The organism is Hominiventricola filiformis (assembly GCF_020686965.1).
Classification (GTDB): domain Bacteria; phylum Bacillota; class Clostridia; order Lachnospirales; family Lachnospiraceae; genus Hominiventricola; species Hominiventricola filiformis.
The window spans coordinates 224179-243123 of sequence record NZ_JAJEPS010000001.1; the positions used below are offsets into that span (position 1 = coordinate 224179).

An 18945-nucleotide genomic window follows, 5' to 3' on the forward strand; every position below is an offset into this window, starting at 1 on the left:
ATCAGCCCTGGCGCTCTGCCGGGTTCTCCACGGTAATTACGGAGTTCATATCATAAAAGCCCACCGTATCCTTATCAGAAAGTACGGTCATTCCCACCAGATCATAGAGTCTGTGGTACACTTTAAATTCATCTCCCACATATCCGGTACATCCAAGGGAAATGAGATAATCTCCACCCTGCAGGTCAATCCGCTGGGTATAGGTGACGATTCTTGTCTCTCCAGCTTCCACGGTTCCGGTCTCCACACGCTCAAACATAGTGTTGGTTCCCGTAATATCCGTTCCTTGCTTGTTCCGGATGGTAATAGTGAAGATAGGATTCTTCACCTGACTGTGGAATGTAAGCTTCGCCTTGACCTGACAGGTGGAACCCTTCTCAATAATACTGGAATACTGTCCATATTGGTCAATGATGGCAAAATCCACAATCTCCGCCTGCTTCTCGCCATAGTCCAGAAGCTTCGGATTCGTTTCAAAATGGTCTTTCCATGCTTTTCCGTCTGCCGTGTGCTCCACAATATCACTTTTCTCGCAGACATCTTCCAGTGTTTCCTCATCCAGCTGATGCACCAGAAGCTTCTTATACATATTGACCATGTCCTTCGGTGTTCCCTCTGCCAGCTTCACGCCCTTGTTCAGCAGAATCACACGGTCACAGTATTTTGCAATGCTGGTCAGATCATGGCTGACGAACAGAATGGTCTTACCAAGCTTTTTGAACTCTTCAAATTTATGATAACACTTTGCCTGGAAGAACACGTCTCCCACAGACAGAGCCTCATCTACAATAAGGATCTCCGGGTCAATGTTGATGGCCACGGCAAAAGCCAGCCGCACAAACATACCGCTGGAATAGGTCTTCACCGGCTGATGGATAAATTCTCCGATATCTGCAAAATCCAGTATATCCTGCAGACGTTCATTGATCTCCTCCTCGGAAAATCCCAGCATGGTACCGTTTAAGTACACATTCTCAAGCCCGGTGTATTCCATATTAAATCCGGCTCCCAGTTCCAGAAGGGCAGAGATTCTTCCATTAATCTCCATCGTGCCGCTGGTGGCGCTTAAAACACCGGTGATAATCTTCAGAATCGTAGATTTACCGGATCCATTGACACCGATAATTCCCACCGTCTCGCCCTGATGAATCTCCATGCTCACATCCCGGAGGGCATAATGCTCCGTATAGCATTTCTTCTTCGTAAGCCCCAGGGAATCCTTCAGGCGGTCTCTGTTCCGGCCGTATAATTTATAAATTTTAGTAATATGCTCAAGTTTAATTGCTTCGCTGCTCATAGTTCTCCTTTACAGTACGTCTGCAAAATGCACTTTCAGTTTCCGGAACACATGACTTCCCAGCAGCCATACCAGAATGGTCACTGCCCAGAAATAAATATTCATCCAGCCAAGGCTTGCCACAGAACCGGTCTGAAACAGTACTGCACGATAGCCATAAACGATATAGCAGAGGGGATTCAGCTTCAGCACCATAAGAATCGGATATTTTGCAAGTAAATCTTCCAGACTCCACATAATCGGTGTCATCCAGATGCCGACCTGCAGAAAAATATTGATAATCTGGGTCAGATCCCGGAAGAAAATCACCAGAGAACTGGTCAGCATGCAGACTCCGGTCACAAAGATCAGAAGACATGCGCTGAAGTACACGACCCACAGCGTGTGCAGTCCCGGATAATAGCCATACAGTGCAAATAAAAACAACATGAACAGCACAAAAAATACATGAATAAACAGTGCTGCAATGGTCTTCACCAACGGCAGAATGTCAATGTTGAAGACCACTTTCTTTACCAGATAATTATATTCCAGAAGCGCATTGGTTCCGTTGCTTAAGCTCTCGGAAAAATAGAACCACGGCACAATACCGCTGACCAGCCAAAGCACAAAGGGAACGCTGATTCCCTGCTTTAACTCTGCCGTCGCATTGTTTAAACCGATCTGGAATACAAACCAGTACACCAGTACAATAATGACCGGCTGTACCATTGCCCACAGAACGCCAAAATAAGAGCCGGCGTAACGGGTCTTAAAATCATTTCTGGCAAGCTTCCAGATCAGTTTCCGGCTCGCCCAAAAATCTTTCCACATACGGACCATAGGGTCTCTCCTTATTTCTTCAGTTCTTTAATGCCGCCCCACTTCTGATCCTTCTCAGAAATCGTCAGCTCCATGCCTTCCGGGATCGGCCATTCTACTCCGATATCCGGGTCGTTCCATGCCAGACCGCCCTCATCATTCGGATGATAGAAATCGGTACATTTGTAAGCGAACTCTGCGTAATCAGACAGTACGATGAATCCGTGTGCAAAGTTCTTCGGAATAAAGAACTGCTTTTTATTCTCTGCGGAAAGCAGTACACCGAACCATTTTCCGTAGGTCTTAGAACCCGGACGCAGGTCAACAGCTACGTCAAATACTTCTCCACTTACCACGCGAACCAGCTTGTCCTGGGGATAATTGATCTGGAAATGCAGACCTCTTAACACGCCCTTCTTGGATGCGGACTGGTTGTCCTGTACAAACTCCATATCAATGCCTGCTGCCTTATAATCATTATAATTATAGGTTTCCATAAAATATCCACGCTCGTCTCCGAATACAGTCGGTGTAATGATCTTCAATCCTTCAATATCACAGGTTTCTACAGTAATCTTTCCCATTTCTTTTCTCCATCCTTCTTTAAAATCTGATAAAACCCCGGAACTTCGCAGGTATGCGCTCTTCCGGGGCCTGAATTTTTCATTTACAGCCCTTCGGCTACTTCCGTCAGATAACGGCCATACGCGGTCTTCATCAGCGGCTCCGCCAGCTTCAGCAGCTGTTCTTTATCAATAAATCCTCTCCGGAACGCAATTTCCTCAATGCAGGAAATATAAAGTCCCTGGCGTTTCTGGAATGCTGCCACAAAGTCAGCCGCATCCAGAAGTGCATCATGATTACCCGTATCCAGCCATGCAAATCCTCTGCCCAGTGTCTCCACATGAAGGGTTCCTCTGCGCAAATACTCGTTGTTGATGCTGGTAATCTCAATCTCGCCTCTCGCAGACGGTTTTACGTTCTTTGCTATCTCCACTACATCATTGTCATAGAAATAGAGTCCCGGTACCGCATAATTTGACTTCGGATGCTCCGGTTTCTCCTCGATGGAGATCGCCATGCCATTTTCGTCAAACTCAACCACACCGTACTCTCTCGGATCTCTTACGTAGTAACCGAAGATGGTGGCTCCGCTCTCCTGGGCTGCTACTCTTCTGAGAACCTGAGAGAAACTCTGTCCGTAGAAGATATTATCGCCAAGAATCAGTGCTACGCTGTCTTTCCCGATAAAATCTGCGCCGATGATAAAGGCATCGGCCAGTCCTCTTGGCTGCTCCTGTACCGCATACTCAAAACGCATGCCCAGCTGACTTCCGTCTCCTAAAAGCTCTTCAAATACCGGAAGATCTCTCGGTGTGGAGATGATCAGCACCTCCCGGATTCCTGCCAGCATAAGAATGGACAGCGGATAGTAGATCATCGGTTTGTCATATACCGGCATAATCTGCTTGGACACTGCCTTAGTCAGCGGATACAGTCGGGTTCCTGATCCTCCTGCTAAAATAATTCCTTTCATTGCATCTCATCCCCCTTTTCCATAGTGCGAAGCAGAAGATCACAGTCCGTCAGAAAATTCCTTGCAAACAGGAAATTCATCTGACCGTCAATTTCTTTTGCCTCATATAACCGGACAGATCCATTGTCCGGCATCTCCGACCGCTGATAGGTACTGATCGGAGTAAAATCCTCTTTATAATCGTTGTAATAGACACTGGCACCCTGATAGCTCTCCCCCACACAGGCATAGTCACTGCTCACATAGAGCCGCCATCCATAGTCGGTCTGTTCACAGGAAGCCATCTCGTTGTCCGCCACATTGGGCAGGAGTACTATCGGATCACTCCAGCTTCCGCCCTGATCATCAGACGTCATGACACAGATCTTAGAAGGCCCTTTATCATAATCTTCCATCTCAAAGAAATAGTAGAGTCTCCCGTCAAGATACCGGATATCTCCGTCTTCCAGATTCTGCTTTTTACTGATGATGGTGGTCAGCGGTTCCCAGGTCTTCAGGTCTGCGGAGCTGTAGAGCTGTACAGAATAGATTCCGTTGTTCCCGTCCGGTGACGGATTGTTGATCGTTCCGTCAATCTCTGTATTGGTGAGGAGCCAGCCATCTTCCATCTTCACCAGAATCGGATCAATAGCCAGCGTATCGGTGGTCACCGCAATCCGGTCTTCCACCAGCTGAAAATCAGCGGTCAGCTCCAGAATATGGGTTTCATCCGCATGATTACTGTAAGCGATGAACCAGTGATCTTCCGGCCCTCTCGACTCCACATCATCTTCCATCACATACATCCAGGAAGCAGCCAGCCCGTCATAGGAAGCCACCGTCTTTCCTTCCAGATCCAGAATCCGGATTCCTTCATCCACGCTGGTGATAATGTGATCACCGATGAATTTGGCATCCGCATTGTGGTACTGATTCAGCGTAAATCCATTCTGGGAAATACCGGTCTTTCCAAATACCAGAGCCAGCGCTGCGAGCAACACTCCCAGCGCCGGTACCAGCCAGTTTTTATTTATTTTTGTACATTTCTTCATAGTATTTCTGATAGTCACCGCTGGTCACATTCTTCATCCAGTCCTCATGCTCGAAGAACCACTGAATGGTCTTCTTGATGCCCTCGGCGAACATGGTCTCCGGATACCAGCCGATCTCTGCTTTGATCTTGTCCGGTGCAATGGCATAACGACGGTCATGTCCCTTACGATCAGTTACGTAGGTAATCAGCTTCTCGCTTACCAGTGCTTTTCTCGGATCACTGTCCGGAAGCATCTCCTGCAGAGTATCCAGAATAATATGAATGATCTCAATGTTCTGCTTCTCGTTGTGTCCGCCGATGTTGTAACGCTCGCCCAGTTTTCCTTTTTCCTGAACCATGTCGATTGCCTTTGCATGGTCATCTACATAGAGCCAGTCACGAACATTCTTACCATCACCATATACCGGCAGCGCTTTGCCCTGCAGTGCGTTGTTGATTACCAGCGGAATCAGTTTCTCCGGGAACTGATACGGGCCATAGTTGTTGCTGCAGCTGGTAATGTTGCACGGGAATTTATAAGTATCAAAATATGCCTTGGTCAGCATGTCTCCACTTGCCTTGCTTGCAGAGTAGGGGCTGTGGGGAGAGAACGGAGTTGTCTCATAGAAATAATTATCTCCGTCATCCAGAGAACCGTATACTTCGTCAGTGGAAACATACAGGAATTTCTTATTCTCCTTAAAGCTTCCGTCCGGCAGCTCCCATGCTGCTTTTGCTGCATTCAGCATGACCAGAGTACCCAGTACATTGGTCTTAACAAATACTTCCGGATTCTTGATACTGCGGTCTACATGGCTCTCTGCTGCGAAATGAACCACGCGGTCAATATCATTCTCCTCGAAAATTTTGGTAATTGCCTCGCTGTCACAGATGTCTGCTCTTACGAATGTATAGTTCGGATAGTCCTCTACATCTTTTAAGTTCTCCAGATTACCTGCATAGGTCAGCACGTCCACATTGATAATACGGATCTCCTCGCCGTATTTGCGGAACATATAATGAATGTAATTGGAGCCGATAAATCCGGCACCGCCTGTTACGAGATAAGTTCTCATGAAATTTCCTCCACCATGTAAAATCTTTTATTCTTTCTTCAGCAGCCGTCAGGGCAGAGTACCCCCTTTGATCCCACTGCATTTGGTCTGATTATAGCATGATTTTCCCTGTCTGTCACTGTTTTTCATAAAAAACACAGCCCCTGGTCAGTTCCTGCTCTCCATCGCAGTGAATCAGATAGTCTTCTGCATCCAGAAACACAGATCCTCCACTGATTCGTACCAGCGCCTCTGCCTCCAGTGCATCGTCTCCGGCTGCCACAGAAAGAGTTCCGGAGCTCATGGAAAAATTGTTTTTCACGTGGATTCCGTCCTGATACATCCCTCTTCTTTTGTTCATGACTCTTCTCTCTTTAATTTCTTTTCTATTACAATATTATCAATCATACAGAAGCTTTGTAAAGCCTTTATAAAGCGTTTACTTTTTTTCGTGACCATGCTATATTTTTTGTAACTATTTAGATTATGAGGATTTATTTTATGAAATCATTTTATACACGGCTTCTGCGTCTGATTGACCGTCTCTATCCGTTTTTTTTCACATTTCTGACACTGATGACCGCCTTTCTTTGCTTCCGCTGTCTTGGTATCAAGGCGATTGACTCCTGGGACGAGGCCCGCCATGGCATTTCCGCCTATGAAATGTTGAAGAATGGAAATTTTCTGGTAAATACCTACCTGAATGAACCCGATTACTGGAATGTGAAACCTCCCGTTTCTTTCTGGAGCATTATGGCTGGTTTCACCCTGTTTGGCTATACATCAGTGGGGCTTCGGTTCTTCTCTGCCCTTGCCTATCTGATTACCACGGTCGTGACCGGACTCTTTGCCCGCAGATATGGAAAGCTCACCTCTCTGCTGGTTATGGCATTCCTGTGCGCCAACTATTTTCCCTTTAAGGCGCATCTGGTCCGCGCCGGAGACGCAGACAGCCTCTATCTTCTGTTCTTCACGCTGGCTATGCTGGCCATGTTAAAGATCCGTGAAAACGGACGTATGCTTTATGTATGCGGCTTGTGTTTTTCTCTTGCATTTCTGACCAAGAGTTTCCATGCGGGCATGATCGCTGCCATCGGCGGACTCTTTCTTCTGCTGACCGGAGAATTAAGGAAAATGAAACCGGGAAGATTTCTTCTCTTCCTTGGCTCCGCCCTGCTGCCTGCTGCCCTGTGGGCAGTCTGCCGTTTCCAGTACGACGGCTTTACCTTCTTCCGGAATATGTACGAAGCCGACATCGCAGGACGAACTGCTGCCGGAGGACTGGAAGGCCATGGATTTCCATTTTCTTTTTACTGGACCTCCATCTTCTGGAACTTTGACTATATCTACGGCTGGCTGACCCTGCTTGTGATTGTGGGACTGATCTGCCTGTGGATCCGGCCATTCCGCGTGAAAGATTTTCCCCTTTCCAACACAGATCTCACCGGGCTGCTTCTGTGGTTTCTGGTGCCGTTTCTTGGATTTTCCACCGTGTCCACCAAGCTCATGTGGTACGTCTACCCCTGTATCGTACCCCTGTGCCTGTTGGCCGCCATTTTTCTGGGTGCTTTTCTCCAGAACAAAAAACTGCCCGCTTTTATTCTCTGCCTCGGTCTGTGCGTGGCCGCTGTCGGAACTGGATGGTTTATTCGGAACAATTACCTGGACAACGTCCGCGGTGCCAGAAGCAATGACCTGCAGACCTTTGTCATGGAACAGTTTGACCGAAACGGGCTTCACACCGGCTCAACCGTTTATCTCGATGCCTATGATCCCTTCCTCTATGCAAATACAACCAAATGGGAGCAGAACATGCAGCTCCTTGGCATGATGGAAGGCGACCTCACCTGCCAGGATGGCGGCACGGAAGGCTTCCTTGCTGATTCCGATGATGCGCTTCTCATTCTGTCGGTACCCTTCCTTGCAGATCATCCGGAACTGAAAAACTGTCAGATACTGGCGGATAACGGGCAGTATCTGTTGTTAGAAAAATAAAAAAGAAAACCGCCCTGTTCAGAACATTTGCTCCAGACAGGACGGTCTTTTTACATCAGAAATTCAATTAACATTTGCAATCGAAAGTTGTACACTCCGTATTCTTGCAGCTGCAGGCGTTGCTTCCGCTTACGCGCACCTGATCAGCCGCGCACTTACAGGCATGGTTGTAGCAGCAGGATTCCGCATCGCAGGAAATCTCGGTGGGTTTGCTGGGAATGCTGTCCGCATTGCTGGCGCCGTCATATTTGCGCTCGCGGAAGCTCTCGCAGCTGGTCTCATCCGTCACCTTCGCATTTTTCCCACCCACATGAATGTTGTCCTTGCAGCAGGAATCATCCTTATTGTAGGTACAGTTTACAACAGAACAGTCTAATCTTGTCATGGTTTTCCCTCCTTTTGATGATTACCACCTTAGTATGGGAAAAACCGTTTAAAAATATGCACGCAAAAAAGGTGGAACACATGTACTGCATTCCACCTTTTCCCTATTTTTTTATTTGAAATATTTCACTCCAGACTCAAAGATCTTCAGATCCTGCTCACCGTAGATATTGATCGCTACTGCGGTGCCGCGTCTCTCGGAATGTGCCATCTTACCGAAGACACGTCCGTCCGGGCTTGTGATACCTTCGATGGAAGCATAGGAACCATTGACGTTCCATTCTTCATCCATGGTCGGGTTGCCTGCCAGATCTACATACTGGGTTGCCACCTGTCCGTTAGCAAACAGTTTGTCAATCCACTCCTTCGGAGCTACAAAACGTCCCTCACCATGGGATGCCGGGTTTACATAGACGCCGCCCAGCTCTGCACCTGCCAGCCACGGGGACTTGTTGCTGACCACCTTGGTGTAGACCATCTTGGAGATATGGCGGTTAATGGTGTTGAAGGTCAGAGTCGGGGAATCCGGCTGCTGTCCAGTGATCTCACCGTAGGGAACCAGTCCCAGCTTGATCAGTGCCTGGAAACCGTTGCAGATACCCAGTGCCAGTCCGTCTCTCTCATTCAGAAGCTTTGTTACTGCTTCCTTGATCTTCTCATTTTCAAATGCGGTTGCAAAGAATTTCGCAGATCCATCCGGTTCGTCACCTGCGGAGAAGCCGCCCGGGAACATGATGATCTGTGCCTGGCTAATGGCTTTTTCGAAGGCATCTACGGATTCTTTGATATCGCTTTCGCTTAAGTTTTTAAATACCTTGGTTACTACATTCGCACCTGCGCGCTCAAATGCTTTCGTACTGTCGTACTCGCAGTTGGTACCCGGGAATACCGGGATAAATACGGTCGGTTTTGCCACCTGATGTTTGCATACATAAATGCTGTCTGCCTTGTAGATCGGTGTATCCAGTACTTCTTTATTCTTCTCTGCCACGGTCGGGAATACTTTCTCCAGTGTTCCTTTCCATGCATCCAGTGCTTCCTCGGTACTGATGGAAACATTGCCGTAGGAGAAGCCGCTTACCGTCACTTCACCGATCTCGGTATAAGTGATGGAAAGCTCGCCAACTTTGCCTGCCGGAACCTCTGCCACGATAGAACCGAATCCAGGTGCAAATGCATCTCTCGGATCCAGATTGTGCTCCAGTTTGACACCGAGTTTATTACCAAATGCCATCTTGCTGACTGCCGGAATCACACCCTTGCCATCTAGGGCATAAGCAGAAACGATCTTTCCAGCCTTTACATCCTCAAAGAACTTGCCGTACTGATCCATGATCTTTTCATAATCCGGCAGATCGTAAGCGTCTCTGTCGACTTTTAAGAGAACCAGCTTGTTACCGGCTTTCTTAAATTCCGGAGTGATAATATGTTTGTAACTTGCAATATCCACTGCGAAAGATACCAGTGTCGGCGGTACATCGATATCGTTGAAGGTGCCGGACATACTGTCTTTTCCTCCGATGGACGGCAGTCCGAATCCCAGCTGCGCACTGTAAGCACCGAGGAGGGCTGCGAAGGGCTGGCTCCAACGATGAGGATCCTCAGTCATTCTGCGGAAGTACTCCTGGAAGGTGAAACGGATCTTACTGTAATCACCACCGGTTGCCACGATTCTTGCCACAGACTCCAGCACTGCGTAAACAGCACCATGATACGGAGACCAGCTGGACAGATAGGGATCAAATCCATAACTCATCATAGTAACGGTATCCGTATTTCCTTTGAGTACCGGAAGTTTGGCTACCATTGCCTGGGTCTCGGTCAGCTGATATTTTCCGCCATAAGGCATCAGCACGCTGCCTGCTCCGATGGAGCCGTCGAACATCTCCACCAGGCCCTTCTGGGAGCACACATTTAAATCTTTCAGGGTATCCAGCCATTTTTCACGGATATCACCGACTTCTTTTCTTTCAAAATATTTCTCCGTCTCGGACGGCATGTCCACTGCGACAGAAGTCTCCTGATGAGCACCGTTAGTATCGAGGAAAGCTCTAGAAATATCCACGATCTTCTTTCCTCTCCAGGTAAGCACCAGTCTCGGAGATTCAGTTACTTCCGCTACGCAGACAGATTCCAGGTTCTCCTCTGCTGCATATCCCATAAATTCTTTGACGTCTTTCGGATCAACAACCACCGCCATACGCTCCTGGGATTCGGAGATGGCAAGCTCAGTTCCATCAAGACCTTCATATTTCTTCGGCACCTTGTCCAGATCTACGACCAGACCGTCTGCCAGCTCACCGATTGCTACAGACACACCGCCTGCACCGAAGTCATTACATTTTTTAATGAGACGGGTTACTTCCGGACGGCGGAACAGTCTCTGGATCTTACGCTCTGTCGGAGCATTACCTTTCTGCACCTCAGCACCGCAGGTCTCAATGGAAGCCTCGGTATGTACTTTGGAAGAACCAGTCGCACCACCGCAGCCGTCACGTCCGGTACGGCCGCCCAGCAGGATGATGATATCTCCCGGATCAGAAGTCTCACGGATCACATCTTTTCTCGGAGCAGCACCCATAACAGCACCAATCTCCATACGTTTTGCCACATAGTTCGGATGGTAAATCTCTTTTACATATCCAGTAGCCAGTCCAATCTGGTTACCATAAGAGCTGTAGCCGCTGGCTGCACCGCGCACCAGTTTTTTCTGGGGCAATTTGCCCTTCAGAGTCTCAGATACCGGAACGGTCGGGTCAGCTGCGCCGGTTACACGCATTGCCTGATATACATAGGTACGGCCTGACAGCGGGTCACGGATAGCTCCGCCCAGACAGGTAGCCGCACCACCGAAGGGCTCGATCTCTGTCGGATGGTTGTGGGTTTCATTCTTGAAATTAACCAGCCACTCCTCGGTCTCCCCGTCGATTTCGACCGGAACTACGATGGAGCAGGCATTGATCTCGTCAGATTCCTCCTGATCCTTGAGTTTTCCTTCTTTTTTCAGCTTTCTCATAGCCATCAGCGCCAGATCCATAAGACAGATGAACTTATCGTCTCTTCCTTTGAAAATCTCTTTATGGTCAGCTACGTACTGCTCATAGGTTTTCTCAATGGGTGCACGATAATATCCGTCTTCGAATTTTACATCCTTAAGCTCCGTAGAGAAGGTGGTATGGCGGCAGTGATCGGACCAATACGTATCCAGCACGCGGATCTCGGTCATGGACGGGTCACGGTTCTCCTCACCTCTGAAGTAGTTCTGGATATGCTGGAAATCCTTGAAGGTCATAGCCAGATTTAAGGAGCTGTAAAGTTCTTTCAGCTCTTCTTCCGGCATATTTTTAAATCCATCAAAAATCTTTACATCAGCCGGATCCTCAAATACAGTTACCAGAGTCTCCGGTTTCTCCATGACAGTTTCACGGGAATCTACCGGGTTGATACAAAATGCCTTGATGGAAGCAAGCTCTGCCTCTGTCGTATTTCCTTCAATTACATAGATGACAGCGGTACGGATCACCGGCTTTTCAGCGGAATTCAAGAACTGTACGCACTGTACAGCGGAATCTGCTCTCTGGTCGAACTGTCCCGGAAGGAACTCAACACCGAATACTGCGGCTCCTTTGGCGGTCTCAAAGCTTTCCTGATAAAGAGTATCTACCGGCGGCTCTGCAAATACCGTATGGCATGCTTCTTCAAAAGTCTCATCAGAAATATTCTCTACGTCATAACGGATCAGGACACGGACACCTGTCACGGTCTGGATACCAAGATAACTTCTGATCTCCTCCTGCAGCTCTTTTGCCTTTACTGCAAACTCAGGTTTCTTTTCCACAAAGACGCGTCTTACCATGCTTCTCTACCTCCATCAGCTCATATGGTTCTATCTTACGGAGCCACAATCCTGCCCCGTTGTTCACATTGTTAAGGTTATCATATCACACTTTTTCTGATTAGTAAATTTAATATATGTTAATTATGTTATAAATTATACTAATAAATGTAGGAAGACCGACAAAAGAAAAAGGATCCAGATAAATTCTGAATCCTTTAAGAGCACGAGACGGGATTCGAACCCGCGACCCTCGCCTTGGCAAGGCGATACTCCACCACTGAGCCACTCGTGCAAAATCTGTTGTGCTGTCACTGTATCAGCGACAAAACATATGATACCGGAAAACGGTACATTTGTCAACAGATATTTTTTATCTTTCAGATCTTTTCACTTTCATTCAGGATCAGCAGGCTGCCCACATACATATTGTTTGGGAAATCTTTTTCCAGAATGCTGTCCAGTTTCTGGTATTCCAGGTCAAACCACTGCTCTTCTGCGGTCACCAGCATATGTGCCAGTGCAATACCTGCATCAAAGAGATTAAAATCCTGCTGCATCTGATAGCCGATCTTTCCCGGCTTCTTCACAAACATATGAATTTTGCCATCGGTCACTACAAAACGCCAGGGCTGCAGGTTCATGGCGGAAGGAGCCACCCTTGCTGCTTCCAGAAGTTTTCGCTGCACTTTGCCAAAATTTCCATGGACTTTCACAAACCGATTCAGTTCCATCCGCTTGAATGCTTCCCGATCCCGCTCCAATGGTTCTGCCGGGTAACCAAATGCCATGATCATGACCGGCTCCAGTTCTTTTTCATCCTCATGCTTCACGCGGGCACCGCCCTGATAACAGCTGCCGATGCCCTTTGTATGCAGATACAGCACCAGCTGTTCCATAAGACATCCTGCATTTTTCCGGTAGTCCTCACAGATCTCCGAATAAAGCACCACATAATAGGGTGCTTTCACCAGAAAAAGTCCTGCCAGACGTTTGTCAGAGCCTTTTAAAATTTTCCATTTCGTCCGGATCTCCGGGCGGATGCCGACTGCATCCTCTCCATACTGTTCGATCTTCTCCAACAGTTTGGGATCAATCTCTGTATCCCTGTATTTTCTGATTGATTTTCTCCGAAAAATTGCTTCATACAGTGTCATGGTCTGCAAGCCTTTCCATCTCATCGAGATATTGTGCAAATACCGCAAGTGCATCCTGTACCGGAGCTTTCTGCTCCATATCCACTCCTGCCACCTTCAGAAGTTCCAGCGGATACATGGAACTTCCTCCCTTCAGGAATTTCTTATACTGTTCCACCGCAGGCGCTCCCTGCTCCAGAATCTGTTTGGACAGAGCAATGGCTGCCGAAAATCCGGTAGCATACTGATAAACATAAAATGGTGTATAGAAATGTGGAATCCTGGCCCATTCCATGGCAATCTCCTGATCCACACAGATCTCTTCCCCAAAATACAGCTTATTCAGATCATAATAAATCTCACATAACCGGTCTGCCGTCAATGTCTCTCCCTGTTCCTGCAGTCCGTGGGTAATCTTCTCAAATTCTGCAAACATCGTCTGCCGGAACAATGTGGTCCGGAACTGTTCCAGAAAATAGTTTATAAGATACATGGTCTTCTTCTGGTCTCCAGCCTTTTTACTCTGTTCCATCAGATAATGAATGAGCAATGCCTCGTTGCAGGTAGATGCCACCTCTGCCACGAAGATCCGGTAGCCTGCATAAATATAGGGCTGATGCTCATCAGAATACCAGGAATGCAGAGCATGCCCCATTTCATGGGCAAGTGTAAAGACATCGTGCAACGTTCCCTGATAGTTGAGCAGCACGTAAGGATGGGTTCCATAGGCTCCCCAGGAATACGCACCTGTCCGTTTACCCTGATTCTCGTAAACATCTATCCATCCGTGATCAAATCCTTCTCTGAGCAGATGTAAATATTCTTCACCCATGAGAGCGAGTCCTTCTAATACAGTTTTCTTCGCCTGCTCAAATGGAATCTCACTGTGATCCTGTTCTGTCATGGGAACATAGAGATCATACATATGAAGTTCTTCCACGCCAAGAAGTTTTTTCCGCAGCTTCATATAGCGGTACATCAGCGGCATGGATTCATGCACAGCTTCAATAAGCTGCTCATAGACTTTCACCGGAATATGACTTCCATCCAGAGCTGCTTCCAGGTCAGATGTATACTTATGTGCCTTCGCCAGAAATGCCTCCTGCTTCACATTGGCACGATACATGGCAGCCAGCGTATTTCTCCAGTCACCATAGACTCCATACATAGCTTCGAAGGCATCTTTTCGCACCTGACGGTTCCGGCTCTGCATGAGAGACATATAACGTCCATGGGTCACCTGCACCGGATGCCCATCTTCCCCGGTAATCTCCGGAAAGCGAATATCCGCATTGTTAAACATGGAGAAAATATCCTTCGGGCTTTCTGCCACCTCTCCCATAGCCGCCAAAAGCTGTTCCTGTTCTGTGGGCAGGACATGTTTTTTCTGTCTTATTATATTTTCAAAATACTGGCGGTATACCGAAAGCTCTTCATTTTCATCCAGGAATGTCTCAATGATTCCGTCCGGCAGCTCCATGAGCTCTGGCTCCACAAAAGACAGGCTCTCGGAGAGTTCCACTAACAATCCCTGGGCCTGACTTGCCAGATTCTGGTACGTGCTGTTGTCTGTATTTTCATGAAGACGCTGATTTGCATAAACATATACTTTCTCCAGCAGTTGGTTCAGTTCGTCACTTAATTTCTGCATGGATAAGAGAACTTCTGCGCTCTCGCCAAGCCGTCCACGGAACTTTGTAAGTTCTGGGATCCGGCTTTTCAGAAGTTCATAATCTCTCTTCCAGTCTTCATCATCCTTATATAAATCTTCGATGGCCCATTTGTAGCGGGCATCGGCTTCTTCTCTTGTGTTCAATTTTCTGTCTGTCATCATTAACTTCCTCGCTTTCTTTATCGTAACACAGGTTTTCAGGAAGTCAATGTCCTTTTTAAAAAAACGAGACAGAACTCATTTCTCTGGGCTTTGTCTCGTTTTTCCTGTTTCTTTATTCATTTCGAATGGCCGCCAGCGGGCTTAATTTCATGGCACGAAGTGCCGGGAAGAAACCAGCCACCATACCGACCAGTACGGCAAATACCAGTGCTGCCAGAACAAGCCATACAGGTATATAGGAAATGCCGGAATAATATCCACTTCCGTCTGCCCCGGCTGCCACCATATTAATAACAAAAGATATCGTTTCACTGAGTATCAGTCCGACCAGTCCACCGAAAAATCCAATAAATCCGGCCTCCAGCAAAAACATCGTACGGATATTGTTCATGTCGCATCCCAGTACCTTAATAATACCAATCTCCTTCGTCCGTTCATAAATGGACATCATCATGGTATTGGCAATACCGATGGCTGCTACAAACAGAGATACTGCGCCGATCCCGCCCAGTACCAGCTGAATCATTTTCATCTGGTCTTTCGTCTGCTGCATCCATTCTGCATTACTGCTTGCTCCATATCCCATGTCCTGAATTGCTTTCTGGATCTCCTGTACATTTTCCATGCTGTCTACTTTTACATAGACCTGATCATAATAGATCTCTTTATAGGGTTTTCCCGCTTTGTTCGTCGGCTGTCCGGGAATGGCTTTTCCCTTGAAAATCTTCTTCAGCATTGCCTTTAGCTGATCAATGTCTGCATACACATTGTAGCTGTTCTCGCTGTAATCATCTACCGTTCCCGCCATCAATCCGCTGGTGGGAATAATATACTTCTTCGGAGGTGCCGTCACCTTACCGCTGCCATCTCCACCGCTGGTGGAATTATAATAAGCATCCGTGTCAAAGATCACAAACACTGGATCCTTCATCAAATCTACATCCGGCACTGTCATTGTATCCCAGTAGTATTCATTGGTCTTGGCATTGTAAAAATTCGTAATGACCTGATTGCCATAGAAAAACTGCAGACCTCCATTGGCAGGAGGAAGCGTTCCTTCTCCCACCTCCATATTCATGGACTTCATAGCTTCCTGGGTCATTCCATATACCTGCAGGTTTCCCATATAAGCCCCCTGTTTCGCCAGTACATTAACAGACAGCATCGGCGAGGCAATTTCCACATGAGGCATGGCTGCGATTTTTTCCACCAATGCATCATCAATCCGGAGTTCTTCCGTATTTGAGGAAGAGCTGTCCCAGTTGCCCCATGTATTGACATTGATGGTGGTCAGCCCTCCATACTGCTCTATCTGCTCAAGTGAACTTTTCTGAAGTCCCAAGCCCAGAGAAATCATGACTACAATGGATGCCGTTCCTATGACAACGCCAAGTACGGTCAATGCCGTACGAAGCTTCCTTCTGAGCAGATTCGAACTGCTCATTCGAAGTAAATCCAGAAATTTCATGCTTTACTCCTTCTCGTCATCCTCTTCATCCAGATCAATGAGGTCTTCTTCCAGTTTTTTCTGTTCTTTCAGTTTCCTTTTCTTCAGACTGATGATGATGGCAATACCACCTGCTGCAATCAGGAAGACAACAATCACAGGAACTGCCTTTCCAACGCTGCCGCCGGTTCCGGTCTGATCATCCGCAGGCATATCGTCCATTCCCATACTGTCATCCATCATAGGTTCGCTGACATATAAGGAAACTGTCTTCTCAATCACAGTTGCCTCTCCGGTCTCATCCTCATAAGAAATATTAAGTTTTACCGTTCCATCGTCTGTCGTAGGTGCCAGACCATTCACATACATATCTACGGAACCGGTTGCTCCGGAATCCAGATTACCTACAAAAGCATCACCGCTGCTCACGAATTCACTGTCTGCAGACACTTTCACATTGTAAAGCTTGGTCTTTCCCAGATTGTAGATACTGAACATAATATTTGCTTCACTGCCCACTTCAATACTGGAAGGATTCACCTCCGGCTCACTCATGTCAACCCGGGCTGCCTGTTTCACTGGAATGGATACACTCGCTTTGTTGGTGTAAGCGTTGACATGCTCATCCTCATAGCTCATGTTAACGTCGATAGCATATGGTTTCTGTGCCAGATCGGCTCTTGCTTCCATTTCAATCTGGATATCTTTGGTTCCATTTTTTGCCATCTTATCTACAAAGATCGTGTTGGAACCTGCGGTCGGCAGGAAAGATTCATAGGTCGTCTCGGAATCCTTGCCCTCTACTGCTGCATCAAACTCAAACAGCATATTGCTGACACTGGTTGCTGTGGAAGTATTTTTCAGATGCAGGGTCAGCATAAAACTTTCACCTGCATGTACCGTCTCCGGATTGGTCTCAAATCCGGTTACAATCACCCGCGGCACAGATGATTTTCCATCCGCGCTGACACCGGCTGTACCACTGGTCTGGATGTAAGTATCAAGGGTGGTCGTCTGGCTGCTTCCATCAGATGCAAAATACCGCACATTGAAAGAAATCTTCTGATAGCCATTTCCCACATCGCTTCTAGTTTTCAGGTTCCAGGTAAGTTCCCGTCTCCGGTCCATATCGGACATTCCGGTGTCAGTACCGGGAAGATCCGCAATGTTCTGGGAATAACTGGACTGAGTAATCTCAAATGGCCAGGTTGCTGTATCGGTGCTTAATACCGGTGTAACCACTGCATTGGTCACATTGGTCTTGCCCATATTGACAACCGGAAGAACAATGCTGACTTCCTGCCCTGCATTGGCTACCGGAGTTACCCAGGTACCGCCTACCATGAGAAAATGATCCGCATTTACCGGAACGGTATCTTTATCGTCGTCATCATCGTCATTGCTGTCATCTTTGGGTGGATTGACTACTTTATCCATATCCCCTTTTGCCTTGGTAATATAATCATTGACACCGTCTGCTGTGGTCATAGCACCGATCTGATTTAATGCCTTGGTCACAATATCGTTAAGCTTTGTTGCATTTTTTCCGTCAGGATCAACTAAACGCTGATAGTCCTGAAGTTTTCCCATGGCACCATCTTTCGCTTTCTGCAGTTCCGCTGCCGGATCTTCTGTAGGAGTTGTTGTATTTCCATCTTTTTTGGTGTTATCCGTTCCAGGCGTTGGAGTCGTCTGCTCTTCCGCATACACCGTCATCCCTATTCCCGGCACGCTCACCGCTGCTGCCGGTGCCAGCATTCCCGCACACAGGGCCACTGCAAGTCCTTTCATCCACCACTTCTTCATTGCTCGTCCTCCTTATATTCACTCCGTGTCTCGATTTTCACAATTTTTCCATCTATGATATGGAATATCCGATCCGCAAATCCTGCCAGATGGTTATCATGAGTTACCATCACCATAGTCTGATTCTTTTCCTGTACCACTTTTCTCATCAGTCCCAGTACTTCTGCGGATGTATGGGAATCCAGATTGCCGGTCGGTTCATCCGCGAAGATAATCTCCGGATCCAGCACAAGGGCTCTTGCCACACCGACTCTTTGCTGCTGTCCACCGGACATCTCGTTTGGCCGGTGCAGCATATGTTTGGACAGTCCTACCAGCTTCAGCATCTTCACTGCCTTAGCTTCCCTGACCTTCTTATCCACTCCCCGGAAGGTCAACGGCAATGCCACATTTTCAATGGCATTCATGGTTCCCAGAAGATTGAAAGACTGAAAAATAAATCCCACCTTTTCCCTCCGGAACTTGACCAGCTGGTTTTCCGTCATATTTTCCAGATGCTGTCCCGCCACCACGACTTCTCCTTTGGTCGGTTTTTCCAACCCCGCCAGCATATTCAGCATAGTGGATTTTCCGGAACCGGATGTACCGACGATGGCACAGAACTCTCCTTTATAGATGGTCAGATCCACACCGTTTAGTGCCCGGACCTTCTCGTCCCCCACCCGGAATATTTTATAGAGGTTTTTTACCTGAATCACAGGCTGCCTTTTTTCTTCCACCCGAGGCCCTCCTTTTATTCTTTTTTGAGCGCATTTTAATATATAAAGTATACCATATTTTTGATTTTGAAATTCTTAATTAATCTT

15 protein-coding genes and 1 tRNA gene are annotated in these 18945 nt (G+C 47.3%); 1 reads left to right on the plus strand and 15 read right to left on the minus strand.

Going from position 1 to position 18945, the window contains the following annotated elements:
• Position 1: 1 nt before the first annotated feature.
• The 7 genes from LKD36_RS01050 to LKD36_RS01080 form a co-directional block, all read right to left on the minus strand.
• Positions 2-1297 (minus strand): ABC transporter ATP-binding protein, encoded by a 1296-nt coding sequence (locus tag LKD36_RS01050; RefSeq protein ID WP_118769008.1) that lies wholly within the window; start codon positions 1295-1297, stop codon positions 2-4.
• Positions 1298-1306: 9 nt separating this feature from the next.
• Positions 1307-2119, minus strand: coding sequence for an ABC transporter permease (locus LKD36_RS01055; RefSeq protein ID WP_118769007.1), 813 nt, complete (start codon positions 2117-2119; stop codon positions 1307-1309).
• Positions 2120-2130: 11 nt separating this feature from the next.
• The gene (gene rfbC / locus LKD36_RS01060; protein ID WP_308458322.1) at positions 2131-2682 is read right to left on the minus strand and encodes a dTDP-4-dehydrorhamnose 3,5-epimerase; all 552 of its coding nucleotides are present in this window, start codon (positions 2680-2682) and stop codon (positions 2131-2133) included.
• A gap of 83 nt (positions 2683-2765) precedes the next feature.
• Positions 2766-3635, minus strand: a complete 870-nt coding sequence (rfbA, locus tag LKD36_RS01065) for a glucose-1-phosphate thymidylyltransferase RfbA (protein ID WP_118769005.1) — start codon at positions 3633-3635, stop codon at positions 2766-2768.
• Positions 3632-4666, minus strand: a complete 1035-nt coding sequence (locus LKD36_RS01070; protein ID WP_308458323.1) for a sialidase family protein — start codon at positions 4664-4666, stop codon at positions 3632-3634. Before LKD36_RS01070 ends, rfbA begins: the two co-directional genes overlap by 4 nt.
• Positions 4641-5723, minus strand: coding sequence for a dTDP-glucose 4,6-dehydratase (rfbB, locus tag LKD36_RS01075; RefSeq protein ID WP_118769003.1), 1083 nt, complete (start codon positions 5721-5723; stop codon positions 4641-4643). Before rfbB ends, LKD36_RS01070 begins: the two co-directional genes overlap by 26 nt.
• A gap of 115 nt (positions 5724-5838) precedes the next feature.
• Positions 5839-6063 carry a carbohydrate-binding domain-containing protein gene (locus LKD36_RS01080; protein WP_308458324.1) on the minus strand — a complete coding sequence of 75 codons (225 nt, stop codon included), beginning with the start codon at positions 6061-6063 and terminating at the stop codon, positions 5839-5841.
• 140 nt (positions 6064-6203) lie between these two features.
• Between LKD36_RS01080 and LKD36_RS01085 the strand changes: the two genes are divergently transcribed.
• Positions 6204-7697, plus strand: a complete 1494-nt coding sequence (locus LKD36_RS01085) for an ArnT family glycosyltransferase (RefSeq protein ID WP_308458325.1) — start codon at positions 6204-6206, stop codon at positions 7695-7697.
• Positions 7698-7764: 67 nt separating this feature from the next.
• On the opposite strand, the gene LKD36_RS01090 is transcribed toward LKD36_RS01085, so the two are convergent.
• The 8 genes from LKD36_RS01090 to LKD36_RS01125 all read right to left on the minus strand — a co-directional run bounded on the left by LKD36_RS01090 (position 7765) and on the right by LKD36_RS01125 (position 18858).
• On the minus strand, positions 7765-8082 hold the full coding sequence (locus LKD36_RS01090; protein ID WP_118768999.1) for a DUF1540 domain-containing protein: 318 nt from the start codon (positions 8080-8082) through the stop codon (positions 7765-7767).
• A 111-nt stretch (positions 8083-8193) separates the two neighbouring features.
• Entirely contained in the window at positions 8194-11937 is a 3744-nt protein-coding gene (locus LKD36_RS01095) for a phosphoribosylformylglycinamidine synthase (RefSeq protein WP_308458326.1), read from the minus strand.
• A gap of 202 nt (positions 11938-12139) precedes the next feature.
• A tRNA-Gly gene (locus LKD36_RS01100) sits at positions 12140-12211 on the minus strand.
• 85 nt (positions 12212-12296) lie between these two features.
• Positions 12297-13073 carry a nitroreductase family protein gene (locus LKD36_RS01105; protein ID WP_308458574.1) on the minus strand — a complete coding sequence of 259 codons (777 nt, stop codon included), beginning with the start codon at positions 13071-13073 and terminating at the stop codon, positions 12297-12299.
• Positions 13060-14883, minus strand: a complete 1824-nt coding sequence (pepF, locus tag LKD36_RS01110) for an oligoendopeptidase F (protein WP_308458327.1) — start codon at positions 14881-14883, stop codon at positions 13060-13062. Before pepF ends, LKD36_RS01105 begins: the two co-directional genes overlap by 14 nt.
• 115 nt (positions 14884-14998) lie before the next feature.
• Positions 14999-16354: an ABC transporter permease gene (locus tag LKD36_RS01115; RefSeq protein ID WP_308458328.1), complete on the minus strand. Its 1356-nt coding sequence runs from the start codon at positions 16352-16354 to the stop codon at positions 14999-15001.
• A 3-nt stretch (positions 16355-16357) separates the two neighbouring features.
• Complete coding sequence (locus tag LKD36_RS01120; protein WP_308458329.1) at positions 16358-18139, minus strand: COG1361 S-layer family protein; 1782 nt, start codon at positions 18137-18139, stop codon at positions 16358-16360.
• The gene (locus LKD36_RS01125; RefSeq protein ID WP_308458330.1) at positions 18136-18858 is read right to left on the minus strand and encodes an ABC transporter ATP-binding protein; all 723 of its coding nucleotides are present in this window, start codon (positions 18856-18858) and stop codon (positions 18136-18138) included. The genes LKD36_RS01120 and LKD36_RS01125 overlap by 4 nt, the downstream gene beginning before the upstream one ends.
• Positions 18859-18945: the final 87 nt, after the last annotated feature.

Bases quoted from the DNA above. Each gene is read 5' to 3' on its own strand.
- LKD36_RS01050 (WP_118769008.1), bottom strand. From the start codon at position 1,297: ATGAGCAGCGAAGCAATTAAACTTGAGCATATTACTAAAATTTATAAA.
- LKD36_RS01055 (WP_118769007.1), bottom strand. From the start codon at position 2,119: ATGGTCCGTATGTGGAAAGATTTTTGGGCGAGCCGGAAACTGATCTGG.
- rfbC (WP_308458322.1), bottom strand. From the start codon at position 2,682: ATGGGAAAGATTACTGTAGAAACCTGTGATATTGAAGGATTGAAGATC.
- rfbA (WP_118769005.1), bottom strand. From the start codon at position 3,635: ATGAAAGGAATTATTTTAGCAGGAGGATCAGGAACCCGACTGTATCCG.
- LKD36_RS01070 (WP_308458323.1), bottom strand. From the start codon at position 4,666: ATGAAGAAATGTACAAAAATAAATAAAAACTGGCTGGTACCGGCGCTG.
- rfbB (WP_118769003.1), bottom strand. From the start codon at position 5,723: ATGAGAACTTATCTCGTAACAGGCGGTGCCGGATTTATCGGCTCCAAT.
- LKD36_RS01080 (WP_308458324.1), bottom strand. From the start codon at position 6,063: ATGAACAAAAGAAGAGGGATGTATCAGGACGGAATCCACGTGAAAAAC.
- LKD36_RS01085 (WP_308458325.1), top strand. From the start codon at position 6,204: ATGAAATCATTTTATACACGGCTTCTGCGTCTGATTGACCGTCTCTAT.
- LKD36_RS01090 (WP_118768999.1), bottom strand. From the start codon at position 8,082: ATGACAAGATTAGACTGTTCTGTTGTAAACTGTACCTACAATAAGGAT.
- LKD36_RS01095 (WP_308458326.1), bottom strand. From the start codon at position 11,937: ATGGTAAGACGCGTCTTTGTGGAAAAGAAACCTGAGTTTGCAGTAAAG.
- LKD36_RS01105 (WP_308458574.1), bottom strand. From the start codon at position 13,073: ATGACACTGTATGAAGCAATTTTTCGGAGAAAATCAATCAGAAAATAC.
- pepF (WP_308458327.1), bottom strand. From the start codon at position 14,883: ATGACAGACAGAAAATTGAACACAAGAGAAGAAGCCGATGCCCGCTAC.
- LKD36_RS01115 (WP_308458328.1), bottom strand. From the start codon at position 16,354: ATGAAATTTCTGGATTTACTTCGAATGAGCAGTTCGAATCTGCTCAGA.
- LKD36_RS01120 (WP_308458329.1), bottom strand. From the start codon at position 18,139: ATGAAGAAGTGGTGGATGAAAGGACTTGCAGTGGCCCTGTGTGCGGGA.